The organism is Rhizobium sp. SRDI969 (assembly GCF_025152725.1).
GTDB lineage: Bacteria > Pseudomonadota > Alphaproteobacteria > Rhizobiales > Rhizobiaceae > Rhizobium > Rhizobium leguminosarum_I.
This window is the reverse complement of record NZ_CP104039.1, coordinates 1-17,719: the sequence shown is the minus strand read 5'-3', so window position 1 is coordinate 17,719 and position 17,719 is coordinate 1. Positions and strand designations below refer to the sequence as shown.

Annotated in this window: 18 protein-coding genes and 1 pseudogene; 7 read left to right on the top strand and 12 right to left on the bottom strand. The window is 59.9% G+C overall.

Going from position 1 to position 17,719, the window contains the following annotated elements; translation table 11 throughout:
- Positions 1–21: 21 nt before the first annotated feature.
- Positions 22–1,014, bottom strand: coding sequence for an LLM class flavin-dependent oxidoreductase (locus N2A41_RS31770; protein ID WP_260112093.1), 993 nt, complete (start codon positions 1,012–1,014; stop codon positions 22–24).
- A 220-nt stretch (positions 1,015–1,234) separates the two neighbouring features.
- Between N2A41_RS31770 and N2A41_RS31765 the strand changes: the two genes are divergently transcribed.
- Both N2A41_RS31765 and N2A41_RS31760 read left to right on the top strand, forming a co-directional pair.
- A complete protein-coding gene (locus N2A41_RS31765; protein ID WP_222384952.1) occupies positions 1,235–1,516 on the top strand; it encodes a type II toxin-antitoxin system Phd/YefM family antitoxin in 282 nt (93 codons plus the stop codon).
- The gene (locus N2A41_RS31760; protein ID WP_222384951.1) at positions 1,516–1,839 is read left to right on the top strand and encodes a type II toxin-antitoxin system RelE/ParE family toxin; all 324 of its coding nucleotides are present in this window, start codon (positions 1,516–1,518) and stop codon (positions 1,837–1,839) included. The genes N2A41_RS31765 and N2A41_RS31760 overlap by 1 nt, the downstream gene beginning before the upstream one ends.
- Before the next feature lie 106 nt (positions 1,840–1,945).
- On the opposite strand, the gene N2A41_RS31755 is transcribed toward N2A41_RS31760, so the two are convergent.
- The 8 genes and pseudogenes from N2A41_RS31755 to N2A41_RS31720 form a co-directional block, all read right to left on the bottom strand.
- A complete protein-coding gene (locus N2A41_RS31755) occupies positions 1,946–2,488 on the bottom strand; it encodes a two pore domain potassium channel family protein (protein ID WP_222384950.1) in 543 nt (180 codons plus the stop codon).
- 93 nt (positions 2,489–2,581) lie between these two features.
- Positions 2,582–3,274 carry a hypothetical protein gene (locus tag N2A41_RS31750; protein ID WP_072637588.1) on the bottom strand — a complete coding sequence of 231 codons (693 nt, stop codon included), beginning with the start codon at positions 3,272–3,274 and terminating at the stop codon, positions 2,582–2,584.
- Between the two features lie 31 nt (positions 3,275–3,305).
- Positions 3,306–3,875: an OmpA family protein gene (locus N2A41_RS31745; RefSeq protein WP_260112092.1), complete on the bottom strand. Its 570-nt coding sequence runs from the start codon at positions 3,873–3,875 to the stop codon at positions 3,306–3,308.
- A gap of 27 nt (positions 3,876–3,902) precedes the next feature.
- A complete protein-coding gene (locus N2A41_RS31740) occupies positions 3,903–4,331 on the bottom strand; it encodes a cysteine rich repeat-containing protein (protein ID WP_260112091.1) in 429 nt (142 codons plus the stop codon).
- A 50-nt stretch (positions 4,332–4,381) separates the two neighbouring features.
- The gene (locus N2A41_RS31735) at positions 4,382–4,651 is read right to left on the bottom strand and encodes a hypothetical protein (RefSeq protein ID WP_064245797.1); all 270 of its coding nucleotides are present in this window, start codon (positions 4,649–4,651) and stop codon (positions 4,382–4,384) included.
- Positions 4,652–4,771: 120 nt separating this feature from the next.
- A pseudogene (locus tag N2A41_RS31730) lies at positions 4,772–5,103 on the bottom strand (HupE/UreJ family protein); the annotation flags it as partial.
- A 67-nt stretch (positions 5,104–5,170) separates the two neighbouring features.
- Complete coding sequence (locus N2A41_RS31725; protein WP_260112090.1) at positions 5,171–6,688, bottom strand: DUF1254 domain-containing protein; 1,518 nt, start codon at positions 6,686–6,688, stop codon at positions 5,171–5,173.
- 62 nt (positions 6,689–6,750) lie between these two features.
- Complete coding sequence (locus N2A41_RS31720; protein WP_222385026.1) at positions 6,751–8,181, bottom strand: DUF1254 domain-containing protein; 1,431 nt, start codon at positions 8,179–8,181, stop codon at positions 6,751–6,753.
- Between the two features lie 342 nt (positions 8,182–8,523).
- Between N2A41_RS31720 and N2A41_RS31715 the strand changes: the two genes are divergently transcribed.
- From N2A41_RS31715 to N2A41_RS31695, 5 genes are all read left to right on the top strand, one after another.
- Positions 8,524–10,332: an adenylate cyclase gene (locus N2A41_RS31715; protein ID WP_222384947.1), complete on the top strand. Its 1,809-nt coding sequence runs from the start codon at positions 8,524–8,526 to the stop codon at positions 10,330–10,332.
- A 125-nt stretch (positions 10,333–10,457) separates the two neighbouring features.
- Positions 10,458–11,261: a DUF2092 domain-containing protein gene (locus tag N2A41_RS31710; protein ID WP_409995344.1), complete on the top strand. Its 804-nt coding sequence runs from the start codon at positions 10,458–10,460 to the stop codon at positions 11,259–11,261.
- Entirely contained in the window at positions 11,258–11,470 is a 213-nt protein-coding gene (locus tag N2A41_RS31705) for a hypothetical protein (RefSeq protein WP_064245806.1), read from the top strand. Before N2A41_RS31710 ends, N2A41_RS31705 begins: the two co-directional genes overlap by 4 nt.
- A gap of 130 nt (positions 11,471–11,600) precedes the next feature.
- A complete protein-coding gene (locus tag N2A41_RS31700) occupies positions 11,601–12,830 on the top strand; it encodes an alpha/beta hydrolase (RefSeq protein ID WP_170281418.1) in 1,230 nt (409 codons plus the stop codon).
- A gap of 330 nt (positions 12,831–13,160) precedes the next feature.
- On the top strand, positions 13,161–13,499 hold the full coding sequence (locus N2A41_RS31695) for a DUF2147 domain-containing protein (RefSeq protein WP_017968843.1): 339 nt from the start codon (positions 13,161–13,163) through the stop codon (positions 13,497–13,499).
- 500 nt (positions 13,500–13,999) lie between these two features.
- On the opposite strand, the gene repC is transcribed toward N2A41_RS31695, so the two are convergent.
- The 3 genes from repC to repA form a co-directional block, all read right to left on the bottom strand.
- Positions 14,000–15,316, bottom strand: a complete 1,317-nt coding sequence (gene repC / locus N2A41_RS31690) for a plasmid replication protein RepC (protein WP_260112089.1) — start codon at positions 15,314–15,316, stop codon at positions 14,000–14,002.
- A 199-nt stretch (positions 15,317–15,515) separates the two neighbouring features.
- Positions 15,516–16,505: a plasmid partitioning protein RepB gene (repB, locus tag N2A41_RS31685; protein ID WP_260112088.1), complete on the bottom strand. Its 990-nt coding sequence runs from the start codon at positions 16,503–16,505 to the stop codon at positions 15,516–15,518.
- Complete coding sequence (repA, locus tag N2A41_RS31680; RefSeq protein WP_260112087.1) at positions 16,502–17,719, bottom strand: plasmid partitioning protein RepA; 1,218 nt, start codon at positions 17,717–17,719, stop codon at positions 16,502–16,504. The genes repB and repA overlap by 4 nt, the downstream gene beginning before the upstream one ends.

Below are 17,719 nucleotides of genomic sequence, written 5' to 3'. Positions count from 1 at the left end.
ATCAATCCTTTTTGGAAACGGTCAGGCGACGAGGGAAAGCCGCTCTTTGGCGAGCAGCTCGATGGAGGCCAGGCGCTCGGCGGCCGAAAGCGCCGGCGTGTCGAGCACGAACTCCTTGACCCCGTAGCGGCGGTGAAGTTCGTCCAGCTTCTTGCGGATCTGCTCCGCCGTGCCATGCAGCACGCTCGGCACCTTTTCCTCGATGCGGTAATCGGTGACGCCGGCCTGGCGGGCAAATTCGGCCGCCTGCTCCTCGCTGCCGACATTAACGGTCTGGCCGTTCGGCAGGAACACCTTGACGATGCGCAGCTTGCCGACGCGCTCGCGGGCATAGTCCTCGCTTTCGGCGGCGAAGGCTGCGAGCGCCAGGATCGGGCGCTTGCCGCCGGATGCCCGCTCATACGCCTCGAAGGCTCTGCGCAAATTGTCAGGATCGCCGTTCAGGTGACCGGCGAAAACGAGTTCCCAACCCTTCTCGGCAGCGAGCTCGGCGCTTTCGACGCTGGCGCCGAGGAGGAAACGTTCGGGAGCAGCCGGCGGGAAAGGCGTTGCCTGCGCCCCCTCGTAATTCGGGTCGGCAGCGAGATATGTGTTGAGATCGGAAAGTTGGCTTGCGAAATCGGGCTTCCTAGCCGGATCGACGCCAAGCTGCAGGGCGCGCGTCGAGAGCGGAAAGCCGCCCGGCGCCTTGCCGACACCGAGATCGACGCGGCCGGGCGCAAGCGATGCCAGAAGATTAAAGGTCTCGGCAACCTTATAGGCGCTGTAGTGCTGCAGCATGACACCGCCGGAGCCGATGCGGATCCTCGATGTCCTGGCAAGGAGATAGGCGATCAGCGCTTCCGGCGCCGAGCTCGCCAGATTGGACATGGCATGATGCTCGGCGACCCAGAAACGGTGATAACCGAGTTCCTCGGCCCGGGCGGCAATCTTTACCGTCGCCCGCAGCGCATCTGCGGCCGTTAGACCCTGTTCGATCGGGCTTTTGTCGAGAAGACTGAGGAGGTAGGTCATGGCACCACGATCCGATCCCTGGTTGCAAAGCTTAGTCTATAAAATCAGTAGACACACTTCGTTATAAGAAATGGCATTCTCTTTCGAACGCGTTGAGTAAAAAAAGCGGCCGCACCGAAGATGGAAAATCGGATGCCGGGAATGTGTGCCGCCGGCATTGAAAGGCTTCTTTCAATCGACCACTTGATGGTCTATATTCTGGTCGATAGGGAGTAACTGCATGAAGCTGTCAGAACAGGTCAAGCCGATCAGCTATCTCAAGGCGCATGCGCCCGAGATCATCCGGACACTGAAGGATAACCCGCAGCCGGTCGTCATTACGCTTCACGGCGAGGCGAAAGCCATCCTTCAGGATGTCGGCCAATACGAAGAAACACAGGAGACGCTGGCGCTCCTGAAGGTGCTGGCGCTCACCAACCGGAAGGTCGAGGAGGGCAAACTGCGCCCCGCTGCGGAATCCTTCGCCCGCATCCGCCAACGTCTGGCGGACAGCCGATCCTGATGCCATATCGTGTTCTTTTCGCTGAGGACGCGGAACGCGACATCGAGGATCTCTATCGCTTCATCGCTAGCCGCGACGGCTCTGAGACGGCAGAGCGCATCCTGACGGAAATCGAGAGTGCCTGCGCCGAGCTTGAAGAATTCCCCGCCCGCGGAAATATTCCGAAGGAGTTGGCCGGTATCGGAATTTCCGAATATCGGGAACTGCACCATAAGCCGTGGCGCATGATCTATCGCATCCTGGGCACGGATGTCGTCGTCTACTGCGTGGTAGACGGACGGCGCGACATGCAGAGTTTTCTGGAGCGAAGGCTTATCCGCTGATGTCCGGCATGTCGTTGTTGAGCGCTTCGGATCTACGGCTTGTGCCGGTCAAGCGCTGCCATAATCTTGCCCGTATACAGGTCTGGGAAGACGCGGCCCGGCAGATTTACCCGCCTTCTGGAAATCTCGCGACGTCGTGAGCGAGTGGGCGAGCATCCTGATACTCCGCTTTTGCCTCTATCACACGCTCCTGCCTCGCCCGCAGGCGGTCGAACTTGCCGAAGTCGGTCATGATGCTGACCAGGACGCTACCCGTCCAACCGAAGGTGAAGAGGCCCGACATGCCAATGATCGGGCCGAGCAGACGCCAGCGATCCGGGAGGGTGACGGTTCCCTCGCCCAGCGTCGTATAGCTCTCAAGCACGTAGTAGTAGCTGTCACGCATCGAGGGGATGATGGCCCTGACATAGAGAGGCATCGCCCAGATCAGCGTTTCTGCGAAATGCAGAATCGCCAGCGCGGCGATCGTCGCGGCCAGCATCAAGTTCAGACGCCAGTGCGGCGTGGCCCTCGTGACGCCTGCCCATGACTTGCTGAATTGAAGGCTGATGCTCCGGATACCAGCGCCGTGCACGAAGATGACCGCAACGAGAAACACAGTGCCGACGAGTATTTCCAGAACTGGATCAGGATTCGATAGATGGTCCAACTGCGACGTCCTCGGTCTTGCAACGCCCGCTGGAAGGACCGTCAGCCTTCCAACGCGCCGAAACCAGCACTGCCATGTTGCGATACCCTGGTGCTAGTAGCAGGGTGGATACGGGTAATATCCGCAAGCCGGAGGCGGATAATAGCGACGATCCTCTGCGACTGCGGCACCGATTGCGGCCCCCGCAACGACGCCCGCTCCGTAATAGGCGCCCGGATGGGCATACCATCCGCCACGCCAGACGGGGGCGCGAAAACCAGCGCCTCCGACGGCGACCCCTCCGTAAGGACCACGTGCCGCAAACCAGTCGATGAACAGCGATGCGGGGCCGTCGGCTCCGGCGAGATCACCTTCGAGCACAGCCACCTCGAAGGTGAGATTTGTTCCCTCGAGCTTCGGTGTCTTCAAGACGACGACCGCATCAGCGACTGTGTCGCCCTTGCCGCTCAGGACCGATATCGTCGCGTTCGGAGGATCCTTGGCGAAGCTATCTGCCCCCTCGCCCCACTGCTTGATGAACTCGGAGGTCAGCACATGACCGGCAGAGCGCACCGGGCGGTCGGCAAACACGATAGACACGGCCGAGATGCCGCTCATCGTCAGTTTGCCGTTCTCGAGCCTCGCCCCCCCGGAGTTGAGGACGGCGAGCGACGGCACCATTTTTGACTTAGGCGCGCCGATGGTCTTCTGAGCGGGCGCCGAGATGGCGTCCTGCGCGAGAACCGGCGTTGACGATAGAAGACCTGCTGCGATTGCGATTAGGCACATGTCGGAGATTCTAAGCATCTGCTTCCTCCCTTTTTTCCACTGAGTGGCGTTATTTCAACAGTCCCAGATTGATTAGTTGAACCCGTCGATTGTCTGCCGACTCCGGGTGACCCGGATCGATCGGCCATTCCTCGCCGGCTCCGACTGAAAAAAGGCGATCTGGCGAAACCGCAAAGGTGGTCGACAGCGCTTCGTTGATCGCGTCGGCGCGTTTCTGACTGAGTTCGAGATTGTGCTTGGCGGTCCCCGTCGCGCTCGAGTGTCCGACGATCAGGAACTTGTACCGGAACAGGTCCGGATGGTGCAGGGCGTCGGCGATGAGCCCAACAGTGCGGTAGGATTTTGGCTCGATGGCAGTCGAGTTGTTTTCGAAGTCGATCTCGACGATCAACTGCGATAGCTGTGACAACTTGTTCCAGTTGGGCAGGGTGGCGACGCCCTTCCCGACATTGGCACTGGCTTCCTCCACAAGCAGAGCGACGTCGACGGCGGGAGCCGCCGCCTTGACCTGTCCGAGAGTGGTCATGATCTGCGTGTTGTCGATCTGCTGGGCCGAGGCGATGCACGGAGCCATTAACAGGCCGAGTGCCAGCGAAATGCGATGGCCGTGAACCATCATCTTGTTCTCCCTTTTTCCGGTCATGGTTCACCGCCATCCAGCGTCGGTGATTGCCTGGTTGCAAGCCTTGTTGTCCACGCGCTTCGTCTCGACCAGGCAGGAGAGGATGTTCCCGTCGCCCTTCACGCTGTTGCAGTATTGGGAGATGTCATGCTGGCAGACCTTGAACGCCGACGCCTGCGCCTCCTGGCGCTGGGCGATCGACGACATAACGCTGCCAAGGGTCGCCGTGCAGGTCGGGGAGACCTTCGACGAATTCTTCTCGAGGCAGGCCTGTATGCGGCCGTTCCCGAGGTTCTCGCCGTTGCAGAGCTTCTTGATGTCCGGCCCACACTCCTTGGCAAGAGTCGTGACCGCATCGGCGTAACTCATAGTGTCGGCGCGCCCGCCCGCGGTGAGCGCGAGGAAGCCGGCGAGCGCCGCGCCTGCGAAGATACCAAGTCTGTTCATCATCATTGTTCCTCCTGAAGCGATTGATCTGAAGTACATCGAATGCTTGGTGGCGGTTATCGTCGTCGCGGTTTGAATGGGACGACTGCGGCTCTATCGAGGGACTGCTCGATCTCGGTCCGCATGCTGTCGATTAGCTCCCTATATTCGGCGAGGCGCTCGTCGCGCTCTGGAGCGGTTGACTGTTGCCATCTCACCTCCTCGTTGTTCGCGATCTCGAAGTCGTCGCAAAGGTCGCGAAACCCCTCGCTGCGCAAAGCGAACTCCTCGATCGCATCAGCGCGGTCCTTGAAGCAGCTCTTTACGAAACCAACACCGTTTGCCATCCGGTTTCATCCATTCACGTGGATCGTCTGACTGCAGGCGATCTCAGGACATGATGATACAAATCTCTCGTATCGGAGCGTATGTTACCGTAACCAACGGCCCCGCGGCCGACACACCTGCTAGAACGCCGCTGCGCGCTCCACGAACCAGAAGGCCGCCACCGCTCCGATCGCGTAGGTCGCCGTCGTGAAGGCATGACGACCAAGCCAAGCCGGATATCTCGCCAACCTCACAACTGCGATCAGGCCGATTGCCACGGTAATGAACATCAACTGGCCGACCTCGACGCCGACATTGAAGAACAGCAGGGCGAGTGGAATGTCTCCAGCCGGAAGTGCCAGCGCCGAAAGCGCACCCGCGAAGCCCAGTCCATGCAGCAGTCCAAACGCGCAGGGCGACCATTCAAGGCCGGGTCGGCCGTGATGCTCGACTGACCGTTATGGATCCGAATCTGGATTATGCCTATTTTCTGAAGATCGAGCGGATGGAGAACCATCCGCTCGATTCGACTGTTTCCCCTATTGCACCAGTTCGATCTCGCCCGGCTTCCAGGTCTTGTTGAACCACGGCTCCAACGGCCCGTAGAGGCGAAGGAGCATGAACCAGCCCTTGCCCGGAATCGTCTCCACCCAGTTGTTCTCCATCCCCGCCGGCGCTTTGGGTCCGAAGTAGACATCCGTCGAGCCATCCGCATTGACATTGACGCCTTTGCTCTGGCTGCTGACGCTCGGGGCTTGCTGGTCGGTTTGGACCATCGAGCGGGTCTGGTTGTCGTAGACGATGACCGACCAGAAATCCTTGACCGGGATGTTGGGAGGCAGGCGTAGCTTATAGTTCTTGCCGCCATCGAAGGGATTGCCCCTCGCATCCTGCACCGACCAGGGATACTGCGAGCCCTGGCCCACCATTTTTTCCTCCATCGCCGGAGTCACCGCAATGGCAAAGTAGTAAAAGAAGACGGCATCGTCCAAGTTGCTGACACCGGGCGCTGTCTCGAACTTGTAGCCGCCCAAAAACGGCAGGCGCCACGCACTATCCGGATAAAAATACGCATCCTTCGGGCGAATCTTGAAGGCGATCGTCCGTGCCGTCACGGCCCCGATGTTGGCGGCGTCGGCGAGGATCTTCTTCATCCGCTCGTCGGGTGAGAAGGGTTTGCCCTTTTCGATGCCGATCGAGGCGAACAGGCCCAAGGTGGTGGGATCGGAACCGCCCGCCGGCTCTTCCTGGATGACCTGGTTCAACAGGGTCCAGAACGAGTAGTCACCCGGTGAGACAAAGTTCGAAGGAATTCCAGAGGCATTGACGAATTTCATCGGCGGCGGGTTGGCGGCATCGGCCAGGGGATAGATCCGCAGGTTCTTCTTGACCGAATCGACCGCGGGTTGGGTGGAGCCGTCTACAAGGAAAGCGCGAAAGACGAAGTAGCTGCCAAAGGTGCTCGGCCGCAAAACGTGGTACCCGGCTGGTATGTCGCCCTTGAATCCAGGCGGCAACAGGAGGTACTTGCCGCCCTCGCCCTTGTCGGCCCCGGTGATGCCGATGTCGCCCACCCACTTGTACCAGAAGTCGTCGACCGTCCCGAGTACCTTGGGCGGAATCTCGGCCACCACCGGTCCCTTGCTCGTGTCGACCCACATGAAGTTGTAGATCGTGTTGTCGTTGCCAGTCAGCGCGACGGTCTTCGAATCCATCAGACTTTCCCAGATCACGTTGGTCTGGTTGTCTGGTCCGAACTTGCGCAGCGAGTCGCGCATGCCGGCCTGATTGACGATCGGGATTGCCAGCAGATAAGCCTGCAACGCACGCGAACGGTCCAGGTTGTCGTAGATTTTGTCGACCGTATCTTCCGATGGGTAGCCGTAATGGAGCTTCAGCGTCCCGATCGACGACTCGATCTTGTCCGGCACGGCGACGCCCGGTGCGATAGGCGTCGTCATCTTGTAGGACCGTGCGGCCGTATCGGCGGAAGCGGTGCCCAGGCCCATCAACACCATCGCGGCGGTGGCGCAAATCAGTCGCGTCATGCGTATCATTGTTTTTCCCTATCGACATCCGACACCAGGCCGGTCGAGATAATTCATGGTCTGTACTAATATTACGCCACATTGATACCGGGCGGCTGCCACGTCCCTTCGCCGGCCGGCAGTATCGAAGGCGCTTCGGTCTTCGGCCAGTACAGGCGCATCACCAGATAGATCGTGCCGTCCGGGGCCGGAAGCCAGTTGGCTTCCTTGTCCGCTCCGGGGCTGTCTTTCTGGATATAGAGGGTGAGCGAGCCGTCCTCGTTCTTCTTCATGCCCGGCAACATCGGAGAGTTGATGAGGTAGCGATTGATCGGGTTCTTGATCAGGAGCTGGCTTTTGCCGTCATACATCGTCACCGACCAGAAGGAGTTCACCGGCGGGAGCTGCCCGGCCGGAAAGGTGAGAGTGTAGTTGTGCTTGCTGCCGTCGAGCGGCTCCCCGGTCGCATCCGTTCTGGTGAAAGGATACATGGCCTCTGCTGCATCGTTGCCATAGAGGCCTGCCTTTGCAGCTCCGGCTCGCAGCAACCAATCGCCGTTGTAGAAGGCTTCGTCGCCAAGAAGCGAGCTGACGTTCCAGCCGTTGATGGGTTTGTTTCCGCTGGCGAGCCATTTGTTGATTTTATCGTCGCCTTGCTTCATGCCTATCAGCATTTCGGCCTTATGTTCGAGCGATAGATCCTTCAACTCGAAGGTCTTGCTTGGACCGATGCCAATCTTCGCCAGTTTCGCGCGGATTTCCTTATCCCTTGGCGTCTCGGGGACGTATTGCAGTGCCGCGTCGAGATATTGGAAGAAGTTGTCCTTGATTCCGGCAGTGGTGGCCGGCAGGAAATCGATCTTCGGCGCGGTCGCCGGGGCGGGTTGCTTCAGGAAAGCGGAAAGCGGCTGCGCCTTGTAGCCAGCCTGCACCTTTTCCACGTTCGGCATATCTTCGACGTTGATAAGCTGAGTCCGAAAATTGGCGAACACGAATGGGGTGGTCGAGGAAAAGACTTGGCTGATGCCGGCCGGTTTCTCGCCTTTCCAGTCGGGTCCGACAACCAGATAGGAACCCGGAACGTTGCCCGTGGCGCGGCTGCCGATATAGCCAAAGTTATAGGTGTTGCCGTCAATCAACTGCACCGAATAATAACGCTCCTTCTCCACCGCCGACACGGAGATCACCATCGGCTCGGCGCGCAGATCCAGCCACAGAATGGAGTACGGCGTGTCGCTGTTCGGCGTGATGACCGCCGTATCTTCGTAGGTTGCCACGTGGTTGAGGTTGTCGATCTTATTGAACGGCGCCTTGAACTGGCTGGACTTCGGATCGACGGCGAACTCGTTCATGACTGCATAATTCATCACCAGCGGCAGACCGTAGATGAAGCCTTCCTCAGCGATGTTCTTGGCCTCGATGATGCCGGGATAGCTTTGCGCCATCAGCCGGCTTGGCCTTGCAATCGCGGCGCCGGCGGCGATCGCCGCGGCGGAGCGAAGTAGATCTCGCTTCGTCAACATTTGTCGTACTCCTATTGTTCGATGAGTTGTCGAATCCCCTTCGGCAGCACTTCCGCCCCATCCAACCAGAGTTGCCTGCGGCCGCGATCGTCGCCGGGCACTGTAAAAGCGCAAGTATGTAACTGTAACATACCAGTACGGCGCCGGGCGGCGCGGACACATGGTGCGGTGATCGGGGCAGTACTACACAATCTGGATAGTTCGGTTCCGACGTGGAGTGACTACAACCCAACGGTCTTACCTCTGTGGACGCCATTCAATTTCTAGTGTAGGTTACAGTCCGTTGGGAAAATAAAGCCACTTCGTGCATACGCGGCCTCAAGAGCGGGTGAGGAGAAGGCCATGCAGAATCAATCGCCACCGGCGCGCGATGCAGCGCCGTGTTTGTCTCGTGCTCCACCGAACCAGGACGAGATTCGCGCGCAACTCGAACGTATCCTTTGCAGTCATGAGTTTCCGAAGGTGGGCCGAAGCGCCGCCTTCCTCACCTATGTCACGGAAGAGGCGCTTGCGGGCCGCGCCGAGCGCATCAAGGGCTACTCGATTGCCATCGAAGTATTCAAGCGGCGCGAAGGGTTCAAGCAGGACGATCCCGTAGTCCGTATAGAGGCTGGTCGGCTGCGTCGCACGCTGGAGCGCTACTATTTGGTCGCCGGACAAAATGATCCGATCAGGATCGACATCCCCAAAGGCGGTTACGCGCCATCTTTCGTCTGGAATGAAGAGGTCCCGGCGTCTTCTGACGACCGGCTTGCGACACTGCGTCAACGATTTCAGAAATTGATGCCATTCGGTCTTGGAGCTGGCATCATGCTCGGCGTAGTCATGGTGGCGCTGGCCGTTTCTGCCTACTTGCTACCCATAAGGTTGGACTCTACATCGCAGGGATCCATCGAGGAAGGCCCGACGCTCGTCGTCGCCCCGTTCGCCAATCTCGGAGACGGGCCGCAGGCTGCCCTTTATACGGCGGGGCTGACCGAGGAGCTTCTGACCGCCCTTCCTCGCTTCAAGGAGATCAGGGTTTTTGGTCGTGAGACATCGAAGTCCTTGCCATCCGGCGTCGAGGCGTCCCAGGTGCGTGGCGAGCTGGGCGCTCGCTTCCTCCTTGCGGGCGGCGTTCGTGTTTCGGGTGACCGCATTCGCGTGACGGCGCGCCTGCTTGATACCGAAAATGACGAAATCCTGTGGTCGCAGACCTACGACGACGACATCAAGAGTGGCGATCTGTTCGGCATTCAGTCTGATGTCGCAAACAAGGTGGCGAGCGCAGTGGCCCAGCCCTACGGCATCATGGCTCAGGCTGACGTCTCCAATCCGCCCCCTGACGATCTTGGCGCCTACGCCTGCACGCTGAGCTTCTATGGATACCGTGCGGAATTGAGTGCCACACGGCACTTGGACGTGCGGCAGTGCCTCGAAAGAGCCGTCGCCCGCTATCCATCCTTTGCCACCGCATGGGCGATGCTTTCCATCATCTATCTCGACGAGGACCGGTTCCGGTTCAATCCGAGCACCAACGGGTCGGCTCCGATTGATCGCAGCCTGCAGGCGGCTCGTCGCGCCGTGCAACTGGATCCGGACAACACGCGCGCCCATCAGGCGCTGATGACGGCGTTGTTCTTCCATCAGGAGGTTTCCGAAGCCCTCCACGTCGGCGAACAGGCATTGGCAACCAATCCAAACGATACCGAACTGCTTGGAGAGTTTGGTACGCGTGTCGCGATGAGTGGGGAATGGCAACGGGGTGCCGAACTGCTCGACCGCGCTCTTGCCCTCAACCCAGGCGGCGGCGGCTATTACCATGGCACCCGCGCACTCGCCGCCTATATGCTGCATGACGACGAGACTGCGGTCATCGAGATCAAGCAGGCGAATCTGCAGAAGTTTCCGCTCTTCCATGCCGTCGCCGCGGTCATTTACGTGAATGCGGGGATGATGGACGACGCGCGCCGCGAGGCTTCCAGTTTCGAGGCGATGCGGCCGGATTTCATTCCCAACGTGGTGGCCGAACTCAAGGCAAGAAACTTCCGACCCGCTGACAGGGCAAGACTGATCGCGGATATAAGAAAGGCTGGCCTTCCCGCGTCCGACGAGGTGGAGGCGTCGATGCTGTGGCGGCCTCAAGGATCGGCTGTGCTAGTCCCACGATAGCGCCGCGGGAGGGCAGCGCACCGAGCCGTTTCGGCACAGATGCTACCAGATGTTACGGGCGTTTGCCGTCGCCCGACTGTAGAGTTCGCCGGATTGCAACGATCCGCTCGGGAGGGCATGCATCGATGACCAGACCATCAGGAAGATCTCAGCAGTTCGCGACCGTACTCGCGGCGGGGGCGCTCGCCATGTTTGTGTCCGGATCCTTGTCGGCAACCCGTGCCGATGAAACCGATGCCAAGAAGCTGGTGAAGGCGATGTCGGACTATCTCGCCTCCCAGAAGACGATCTCATTCGACTACGACACCAATCTCGAGGTCGTAACCGCCGACCATCAGAAGATCCTGCTTGCAAGCTCCGGCAAGATGGAGATGGGCCGACCCGACAAGCTCCGCGTCACCCGGCATGGCGGGTTTGCCAATGTCGAGATGACATTCGATGGCAAGACGGCGACCATGTTCGGCAAGGACGCCAATCTCTATGCGCAAGCCGAGGTGCCCGGCACGATCGATCACCTCGTGGACGAAATGCGGGACAAACTGCATCGCCCCGTTCCCGGTGCAGACCTCCTAATGCCCGACGTCTACGGCACGTTGATGGACGGCGTGACCGACGTGAAGGATCTCGGCAGTGGGGTCATCGGCGGCGTCGAATGCGATCATCTGGCCTTTCGCACCAAGGAGGTGGACTGGCAGATCTGGATCGCTCAGGGCGACCATCCCTATCCCTGCCGCTACGTGATCACCGCGAACCAGGTCGACCAGGGGCCGCAGTACAGCATCCAGATCAGCGACTGGAAGACGGGCGCCGACGTCCTGGCAGCGGACTACACGTTCAAAAATACGACGGACGCCAAGAAGATCGATCTGTCGAAGCTCAAGGACACTGACGAACTTCCCGATCACCTCGCAAAAGGAGCGAAGCAATGACCCTGTTCAGACGCGTGAGAGTGCTCCTCATTGCCGCGGTCGTTGGCATTTCCGGGCTTGAGGTCGCTGAGAAATTTTCAATTCCCGTGCCAGACGGCATCGTAACCCCGGCCGAAGCCCGGATCGGCCGACCGCTGACGCCGGTCAGCGTCGCCGGAGTGGCACGGCGCACCGTCAGGCGCTGCGCGGTCGGCGTCTACTACTGTTAGGACGAGGCGATCGAGGGGCTGTCTGTAGACATTTTTTTGATGAGGGTGATCTGTGAGCAGTCAAAGTGGCGTAGCGCCGGTATCGGCTCAAACGAGCTGGCTTCGTTGGTTTCTTGTATGTTCAATGATCATGGCACTACCCGGATGCGGCGGCCATCCAAAGGACGTGCTGACACCCGTGGCCGACACGTCACCGCAGTCGCCGAAGGTCGACATGCTGATCGCGACGACCCGCACCCGGTCGACCGTTCCGGGCGAGATGTTCAACGGAGAACGTGCGCTGGCCCCGGCCTTCGCCGACATGACGATCTCGATTCCGCCCAGCAAGGTTCGCAAGGAAGGACAGGTCGCCTGGCCGAAGAGATTGCCGTCCAATCCGGCGACGGACTTCGCCACCGTGAAGGCCGACGATCTTAACGTCGACGAAGCCAAGAAGTGGCTGAGCGCGACCGTCAGGAAAACTCCTGACGGCAGCGTTCTCGTGTTCATTCACGGTTTCAACAACCGGTTCGAGGATGCGGTCTACCGCTTCGCACAGATCGTTCACGACTCCGGCGTCCATAGCGCGCCCGTCCTGGTGACATGGCCGTCGCGCGGCAGCCTGCTCGCCTACGGCTATGACCGCGAAAGCACCAACTACACCCGCAACGCCCTCGAGACGCTTTTCCAGTATCTGGCAAAGGATCCCGAGGTGAAGGAAGTCTCGATCCTCGCGCATTCGATGGGCAATTGGCTGGCTCTGGAATCCTTGCGCCAGATGGCTATCCGCAACGGCCGGCTGCCGGAGAAATTCAAGAACGTCATGCTGGCGGCTCCCGACGTCGACGTGGACGTGTTCCGGCAGCAGATTGCCGATATGGGAAAGCAGCACCCACAGTTCACGCTGTTTGTCTCCCGTGACGACAAGGCGCTGGCGTTTTCGCGCCGGGTCTGGGGCGACGTCTCCCGGCTCGGCGCCATCGACCCGGAGCAGGCCCCGTATAAGAAGGAGCTCGAGGACAATAAGATCATGGTGATCGACCTTACCAAGATCAAATCGGGCGACAGCATGAACCACGGCAAGTTCGCGGAATCGCCACAAATCGTGCAGCTCATTGGCCAGCGCATTTCGGAGGGGCAGACGCTGACCGACAGTCACGTCGGACTTGGCGATCAGATCTTGGTTGCGACCACCGGAGCGGCGACCGCCGCGGGCAACGTCGCTGGTCTGGTTCTAGCCGCGCCCGTTGCCGCGCTCGATCAGGATACGCGAGACAACTATGCGAGCCACGTCAACAACCTGGCGGGCACGAATGGGGCGCAGCCAGCAGTCAAACACTGCGAGGAAGGACGACCGACGCCGAACTGCGGACGGCAATAATGACTTTCAATCTGCAGCAGCCAATCAGCCGCGTGGCCGGGATCCGGTATCGGGCGGATGCCCCCGTGAACGGACGGACCTCAAGGGCTCGGCTGCCGCGTGGCGCTGACGTTCCTCTTCCCCGAAGTGAACGTCCCTCATCGTAAAGGAACGTCGTGGTATTCGAGACGAACCGGCAATGCCTCTCCGGATTGGCTTTGGGCGTTCTTTTCTTACGATCAGTAGTTCCGCAAAAGTGCAGGTCCCAATCGGACAGAGCATACCAGAAGCTACGAGCCTCGCATGGCGCAAAGCCGTAGACTCCGGGCCAATTCAACCGAGGAGCACATCATGAACCGCATAATTTTCGCTGCCGCCGCACTCGCAGCCTCCGCAGCCATCGCCTATGCACAAGACCCGATCGTCGGGAACTGGAAGACCGAACTTGGCGATACCGCCGCGATCGCTCCCTGTGGCAGTGGCTACTGCATCACGTTGAAATCCGGCAAGCATGCCGGCGAGCAGATCGGGAACTTCAATGGCAAGGACGGAAGCTACGAGGGCAAGATCACCGATCCAGATGCGAAAAAGACTTACGACGGCTCCCTGACGGTCTCCGGCGACGCGCTGAAGATGAAGGGCTGCGTCCTTAAGGTCGTCTGTGAGTCGCAGACCTGGCCCCGTCTTTGACGACTGCACAAAAGGATGGCATCGATCACGCCTTCACAACGTCAGGTTGCCAAAGACGCGGCTTGGCACGTGTTTCTCGCCGGGCGCGGTAGAGCGAGATTCTCCGTCGTCTCGTCACAACTTACCTCAACGTCGGCCCGGTTCCGCCAACATTTCCAGGAGGCCTCCTAACCCGATCACTACGAAGACGCCCGCCCCTTGGACGGCTACCATGAGCGGGAGCGAGCTTCGCAAGATCGAGTCGTCATTTAGCGATGGGGTGCGAACGCATGAATGGTACGGTAGGCGATCGATGCGGGGTGCGGATTCCGTATCTTCAAACGTCAGACGAGTAGCGTTTTAGGATCAAGGCCCCTCCTCTCCTCTTTCATGATCGCTCCGATCATCCGGTCGCCTGCGAGCGCCTGCCATTCCGATGGCGTTTTAAGATTAAGATCGACATCGCTACCCGGCCGCTCAAAGCCGCGAGCTACGGGCGCCCGCCGCACGGAGCCGAAGACCTATCCAACTTTCCGCCCGGCCGGCACATTTGCCCGCAGAAGCGCCATCAGCATCGGCCCGATCGCGAATTCGCCCTTTTCGGTTCGCCGCGTCAGGCCACGAAGATAGCCACCGGCCGAATTGATGTGGCCGCCGCGCTCCAGGATGCATGCCATCACGGTCGCGGCGTTTTCCGGACCCATCACATTGGCCGCCTCTTCGTAGGCCGACGGACTGACGCCCAGCATCGATCGAACGATGACGGCCGCGGCCATCAGATCACGCCAGTTGCGGATTACGCCAGCCGGCCCATAGGTAAGGATTTCCGGGCAGGCCTGCAGAACCAGGCCGAGTGGGAAGGATTTCAGTCCGCCACCATCATTGCGGACGCCCGCCCGTCGACTTTGCTCTTCCTCCTTCTTCTGACCGTGCGGATGGGCAGTCTTACCCCCACCCCCACCCTTCTTTGGCGTCACGGCCCCTCGGTCGTTGTCTTGCTCAGCTGTCGCGCCCTGCTTCGTTTCGAAGCGTGGTTCAAGTTCAGAGATGGAGTCGGGATTTGAATTCTGTATGTGACGCTCGATATAATCGGCATTGCCGCGTTGTTTTGTTGATTTAACTCGAATTTCCAGCTGGTTAAGAACGTCTGTGCGCAGGCCCGTCAATTCACCCAGCATCAGTTCAAGCTGCGCTGTTGTCGGCGATCGCGGCAGGCCTTCGATCAGGTCCCGGAATTCGCGGTATAGGCTTTGCCAATCCCCAGGGATGTCTTCTTCAACTGCCGCTTCGATCAGTTTTGCAATGTCACGGCGGCAAAGAGTGATGCGTTCACGCAGACGCTGGACATGCAGCCGCTCAGCCATCACCTCGGCCGCAAGCCGTTCGATCTCCTCGGCACGGGCAAGCAGCGGCGCAAGCGAGAAACCGAAAGCCTCGTTGACCTCCCCTGTCCTGTCTCTGCGGACATAACGCTTGCCATTGGGACTATCCTTGCGCAGCAGAAGACCTGCCTCGACGAGCGCGGCGAGATGACGCCGCACAGTCTGTTCGGCCATGCCATGCGTTCTGAGCGAAAGCTGGATATTCGACGGGAAGACGATCAAACCGTTTCCCTGGGCCAGCTCATTCTTCGGATAAAAGCTCAAAAGAGCGTTGAGCACGGCAAGCGCTCGATCGCCGATGCCGAGCAGCGGCTTTGCTTCGCATAGCGCGCGAAACAATTTCCACTTATCGACCGACTGATCCGGCTTGATCTCCCCGGCCATGACTTGATTTGCAAGCATGCCAAGCGTCATCGACCGCCGCCCGAAAGGCGTCGTCACATTCCCGGTTTCCATATCTTCCACCTCAACGAGGCAAAAGAAATCCACTCACCAAAACGGCGCCAAATACTCTTGACAGCGATTCTCGGAAGTGCGATTCTCGGAGGTGTTCAAGACTACGAGGAAAGCTTCCGTGACGGTGACGTTCGGGGGCTTTTTTCTTTTGCGCGTTATCTCCTATTCGGATTGTCAGCTGACAACCGGTCTAACTGCCTCATTTTCCCTCATTTTCCTCTTCGAACTCGGCGGCGAGGCCTACCAACCGCTGAGCCAGGAATTCCGAAAACGCCGCCGATCTGGCGGTGATGCGAAAGGTTTTGCCGGAACGGGCTACCAAAGCAAGCGGCGCGCCGCCTTGGGTCCGGAGCGTCTGCTCGGCCCGCTGCGGTGCGCTCTTCTCCTCCAGTGCCTTCCAGATGACATCGAAGCGGCTGTTGGTCTCCAACGCGTCAAAACCGGCGGCACTGATTGCAGCCCGCGCCTTCTTCTGTCCGCCCGTCTCTCTGAATTTCTCGGCAAACGCCAACCAGCGTGGACGACCGACCTTGGGGGTCGGGCCGATGGCGAGAATGATCTCGGGGTCGATCGTCTGTGCCACCTGCAGGAGCCTTGACGTTTCCGGCTTGTCCGTCGCCAGCGCCTTGGCAATCATGTCGCGGCTGAAGCCATGTTCATCCATGCGACGAGCAAACAATGCCCGTTCGATAAAACTTAAGTCGACACGGGGGCCATTTTCCTGACCCTGTGCAAGGATCAGCTCTTCATCTGTGAGCTTTCGCACGACGGCCTTAACAGGAAGCCCGATCTCTGCGGCGGCCCGCAGGCGCCTGTGGCCATAGGCGGCCTGGTAGCGCCCGGCCCTTCCCGGGTCCGGCCGCACCAGGATCGGAACCTGCTGTCCGCTTTCCTGGATGGACTGCTTCAATCGCTCGAACTCGGCATCCTTGTCGACCGGGATACGGTCGCGGATGAAGGACATTTCGACGGCAGCCGGATCGATCTCCAGCACCTTGTCGCCGGAGGCCAGCGATTCGCGCAGCGCCTTGGCGGCCGCTGCTTCCTCTCCCAGCCGTCCGAGCGACAGGTTCATCGCCTTGACTGCTCCCGATGGCCGATGCGGCTGTTGAACGCTCGGCACCTCCGGCCGTGTCGGCTCGACCGCACCGACCATGCTCTTCAGGATGTCGCGTCCTTTTGGGCTCATGTCCTGCTCCATGCGCTGCGAATGAGTTGCTCGACCTCGGCATTGACGCTGTCGACGGATTCCACCCCGCGGTCATAGGTTTGGCGATGCATCGTCTCGCGTCCCGCCTCGTAGATTGTCTGCTTGGACAGGCCCGCGTCCGAGACCGCTGTGGACTTGACCATCATCGAGGTCAGCACGCGCTCGCCGAACAGACTGCGCAGGAAGGCGACGATCTGCGCCTGCGGTCCATCATTGGACTCATAGCGGGTGATCAGATAGCGCATCCAATCATAATCGAGATTGCCGCCTGCCTGCTTCACCACGGCCAGAAGGTCGGAAGTCATCGTCAGGAACTGGTTCATCGACGCGACGTCGAGCATCTGCGGATGGACGGTGATGAGGACGGAGGTGGCAGCGCAGAGAGCAGACAGCGTCAGGAAGCCGAGGGTCGGCGGGCAATCGATGATGACGACGTCATAGCTCTGCTCCAGCGAATGCAGCGCATTGCCGACCCGCATGAAGAACATGTCCTTGTCGTCGCGATTGGTGTCGGCGAGCGCCTTTGGAGTATCGTGCTCGAACTCGTGCAGTTCGAGATTGCCGGGGATGAGATCGAGCCCCGGAAAATAGGTCTGGCGGACGATGTCGGCTACGTCGCGGCGCGTTTCGTCATATTTGATGGCACCGTAAAGCGTCTCGTTTTCGCCGACATCGAATTCGGGCTGGTACCCGAGCATCGCCGACATCGACGCCTGCGGATCGAGGTCGACGGCGAGCACGCGGTAGCCGCGAAGAGCCAGGAACTGCGCGAGGTGAATTGATGTCGTCGTCTTGCCGGAACCGCCCTTGAAATTGGTGACGGCGATCACCTGGAGATGGTCCCCCGGCCTGCGCATGGGCAGATAGGAAGGTTTGGTGCGCCCGAGATGGTGGCGCATTGCATGGATTTCCTCAAGCGAGAACACCCGTCGACCGGCCGCCGTCTTTTCCGGATTGATGTTTTCCACTTGGGCGGCGAGGTGGCGAACATAGCTGTCGGTAACGCCGAGCAGCTTGGCAGTCTCTGTGCTGCTGAACCGCCGCAGCGATTTGCGGGCATCGGGCGAAAACAACCGCTCGAACAACACCTGCAATTGACTGCTGAGCATCGTCGAGTCCTGCGCGATCGTCTCGTCGATCGAAACTCGACTCGCTCTCTTGGCTTTCTCAACAATCGCGGCCTTGGTCGGCAT

Excerpts from the sequence above, each read along its gene's own strand:
- repB (WP_260112088.1), bottom strand. The coding sequence starts at position 16,505 with ATGAGCCCAAAAGGACGCGACATCCTGAAGAGCATGGTCGGTGCGGTC.
- N2A41_RS31710 (WP_409995344.1), top strand. The coding sequence starts at position 10,458 with ATGACCAGACCATCAGGAAGATCTCAGCAGTTCGCGACCGTACTCGCG.
- N2A41_RS31725 (WP_260112090.1), bottom strand. The coding sequence starts at position 6,688 with ATGATACGCATGACGCGACTGATTTGCGCCACCGCCGCGATGGTGTTG.
- N2A41_RS31715 (WP_222384947.1), top strand. The coding sequence starts at position 8,524 with ATGCAGAATCAATCGCCACCGGCGCGCGATGCAGCGCCGTGTTTGTCT.
- repC (WP_260112089.1), bottom strand. The coding sequence starts at position 15,316 with ATGGAAACCGGGAATGTGACGACGCCTTTCGGGCGGCGGTCGATGACG.
- N2A41_RS31765 (WP_222384952.1), top strand. The coding sequence starts at position 1,235 with ATGAAGCTGTCAGAACAGGTCAAGCCGATCAGCTATCTCAAGGCGCAT.
- N2A41_RS31705 (WP_064245806.1), top strand. The coding sequence starts at position 11,258 with ATGACCCTGTTCAGACGCGTGAGAGTGCTCCTCATTGCCGCGGTCGTT.
- N2A41_RS31700 (WP_170281418.1), top strand. The coding sequence starts at position 11,601 with ATGGCACTACCCGGATGCGGCGGCCATCCAAAGGACGTGCTGACACCC.
- N2A41_RS31745 (WP_260112092.1), bottom strand. The coding sequence starts at position 3,875 with ATGATGGTTCACGGCCATCGCATTTCGCTGGCACTCGGCCTGTTAATG.
- N2A41_RS31720 (WP_222385026.1), bottom strand. The coding sequence starts at position 8,181 with ATGTTGACGAAGCGAGATCTACTTCGCTCCGCCGCGGCGATCGCCGCC.
- N2A41_RS31740 (WP_260112091.1), bottom strand. The coding sequence starts at position 4,331 with ATGATGATGAACAGACTTGGTATCTTCGCAGGCGCGGCGCTCGCCGGC.
- N2A41_RS31770 (WP_260112093.1), bottom strand. The coding sequence starts at position 1,014 with ATGACCTACCTCCTCAGTCTTCTCGACAAAAGCCCGATCGAACAGGGT.
- N2A41_RS31735 (WP_064245797.1), bottom strand. The coding sequence starts at position 4,651 with ATGGCAAACGGTGTTGGTTTCGTAAAGAGCTGCTTCAAGGACCGCGCT.
- N2A41_RS31695 (WP_017968843.1), top strand. The coding sequence starts at position 13,161 with ATGAACCGCATAATTTTCGCTGCCGCCGCACTCGCAGCCTCCGCAGCC.
- N2A41_RS31760 (WP_222384951.1), top strand. The coding sequence starts at position 1,516 with ATGCCATATCGTGTTCTTTTCGCTGAGGACGCGGAACGCGACATCGAG.
- repA (WP_260112087.1), bottom strand. The coding sequence starts at position 17,719 with ATGCCGACCAAGGCCGCGATTGTTGAGAAAGCCAAGAGAGCGAGTCGA.
- N2A41_RS31750 (WP_072637588.1), bottom strand. The coding sequence starts at position 3,274 with ATGCTTAGAATCTCCGACATGTGCCTAATCGCAATCGCAGCAGGTCTT.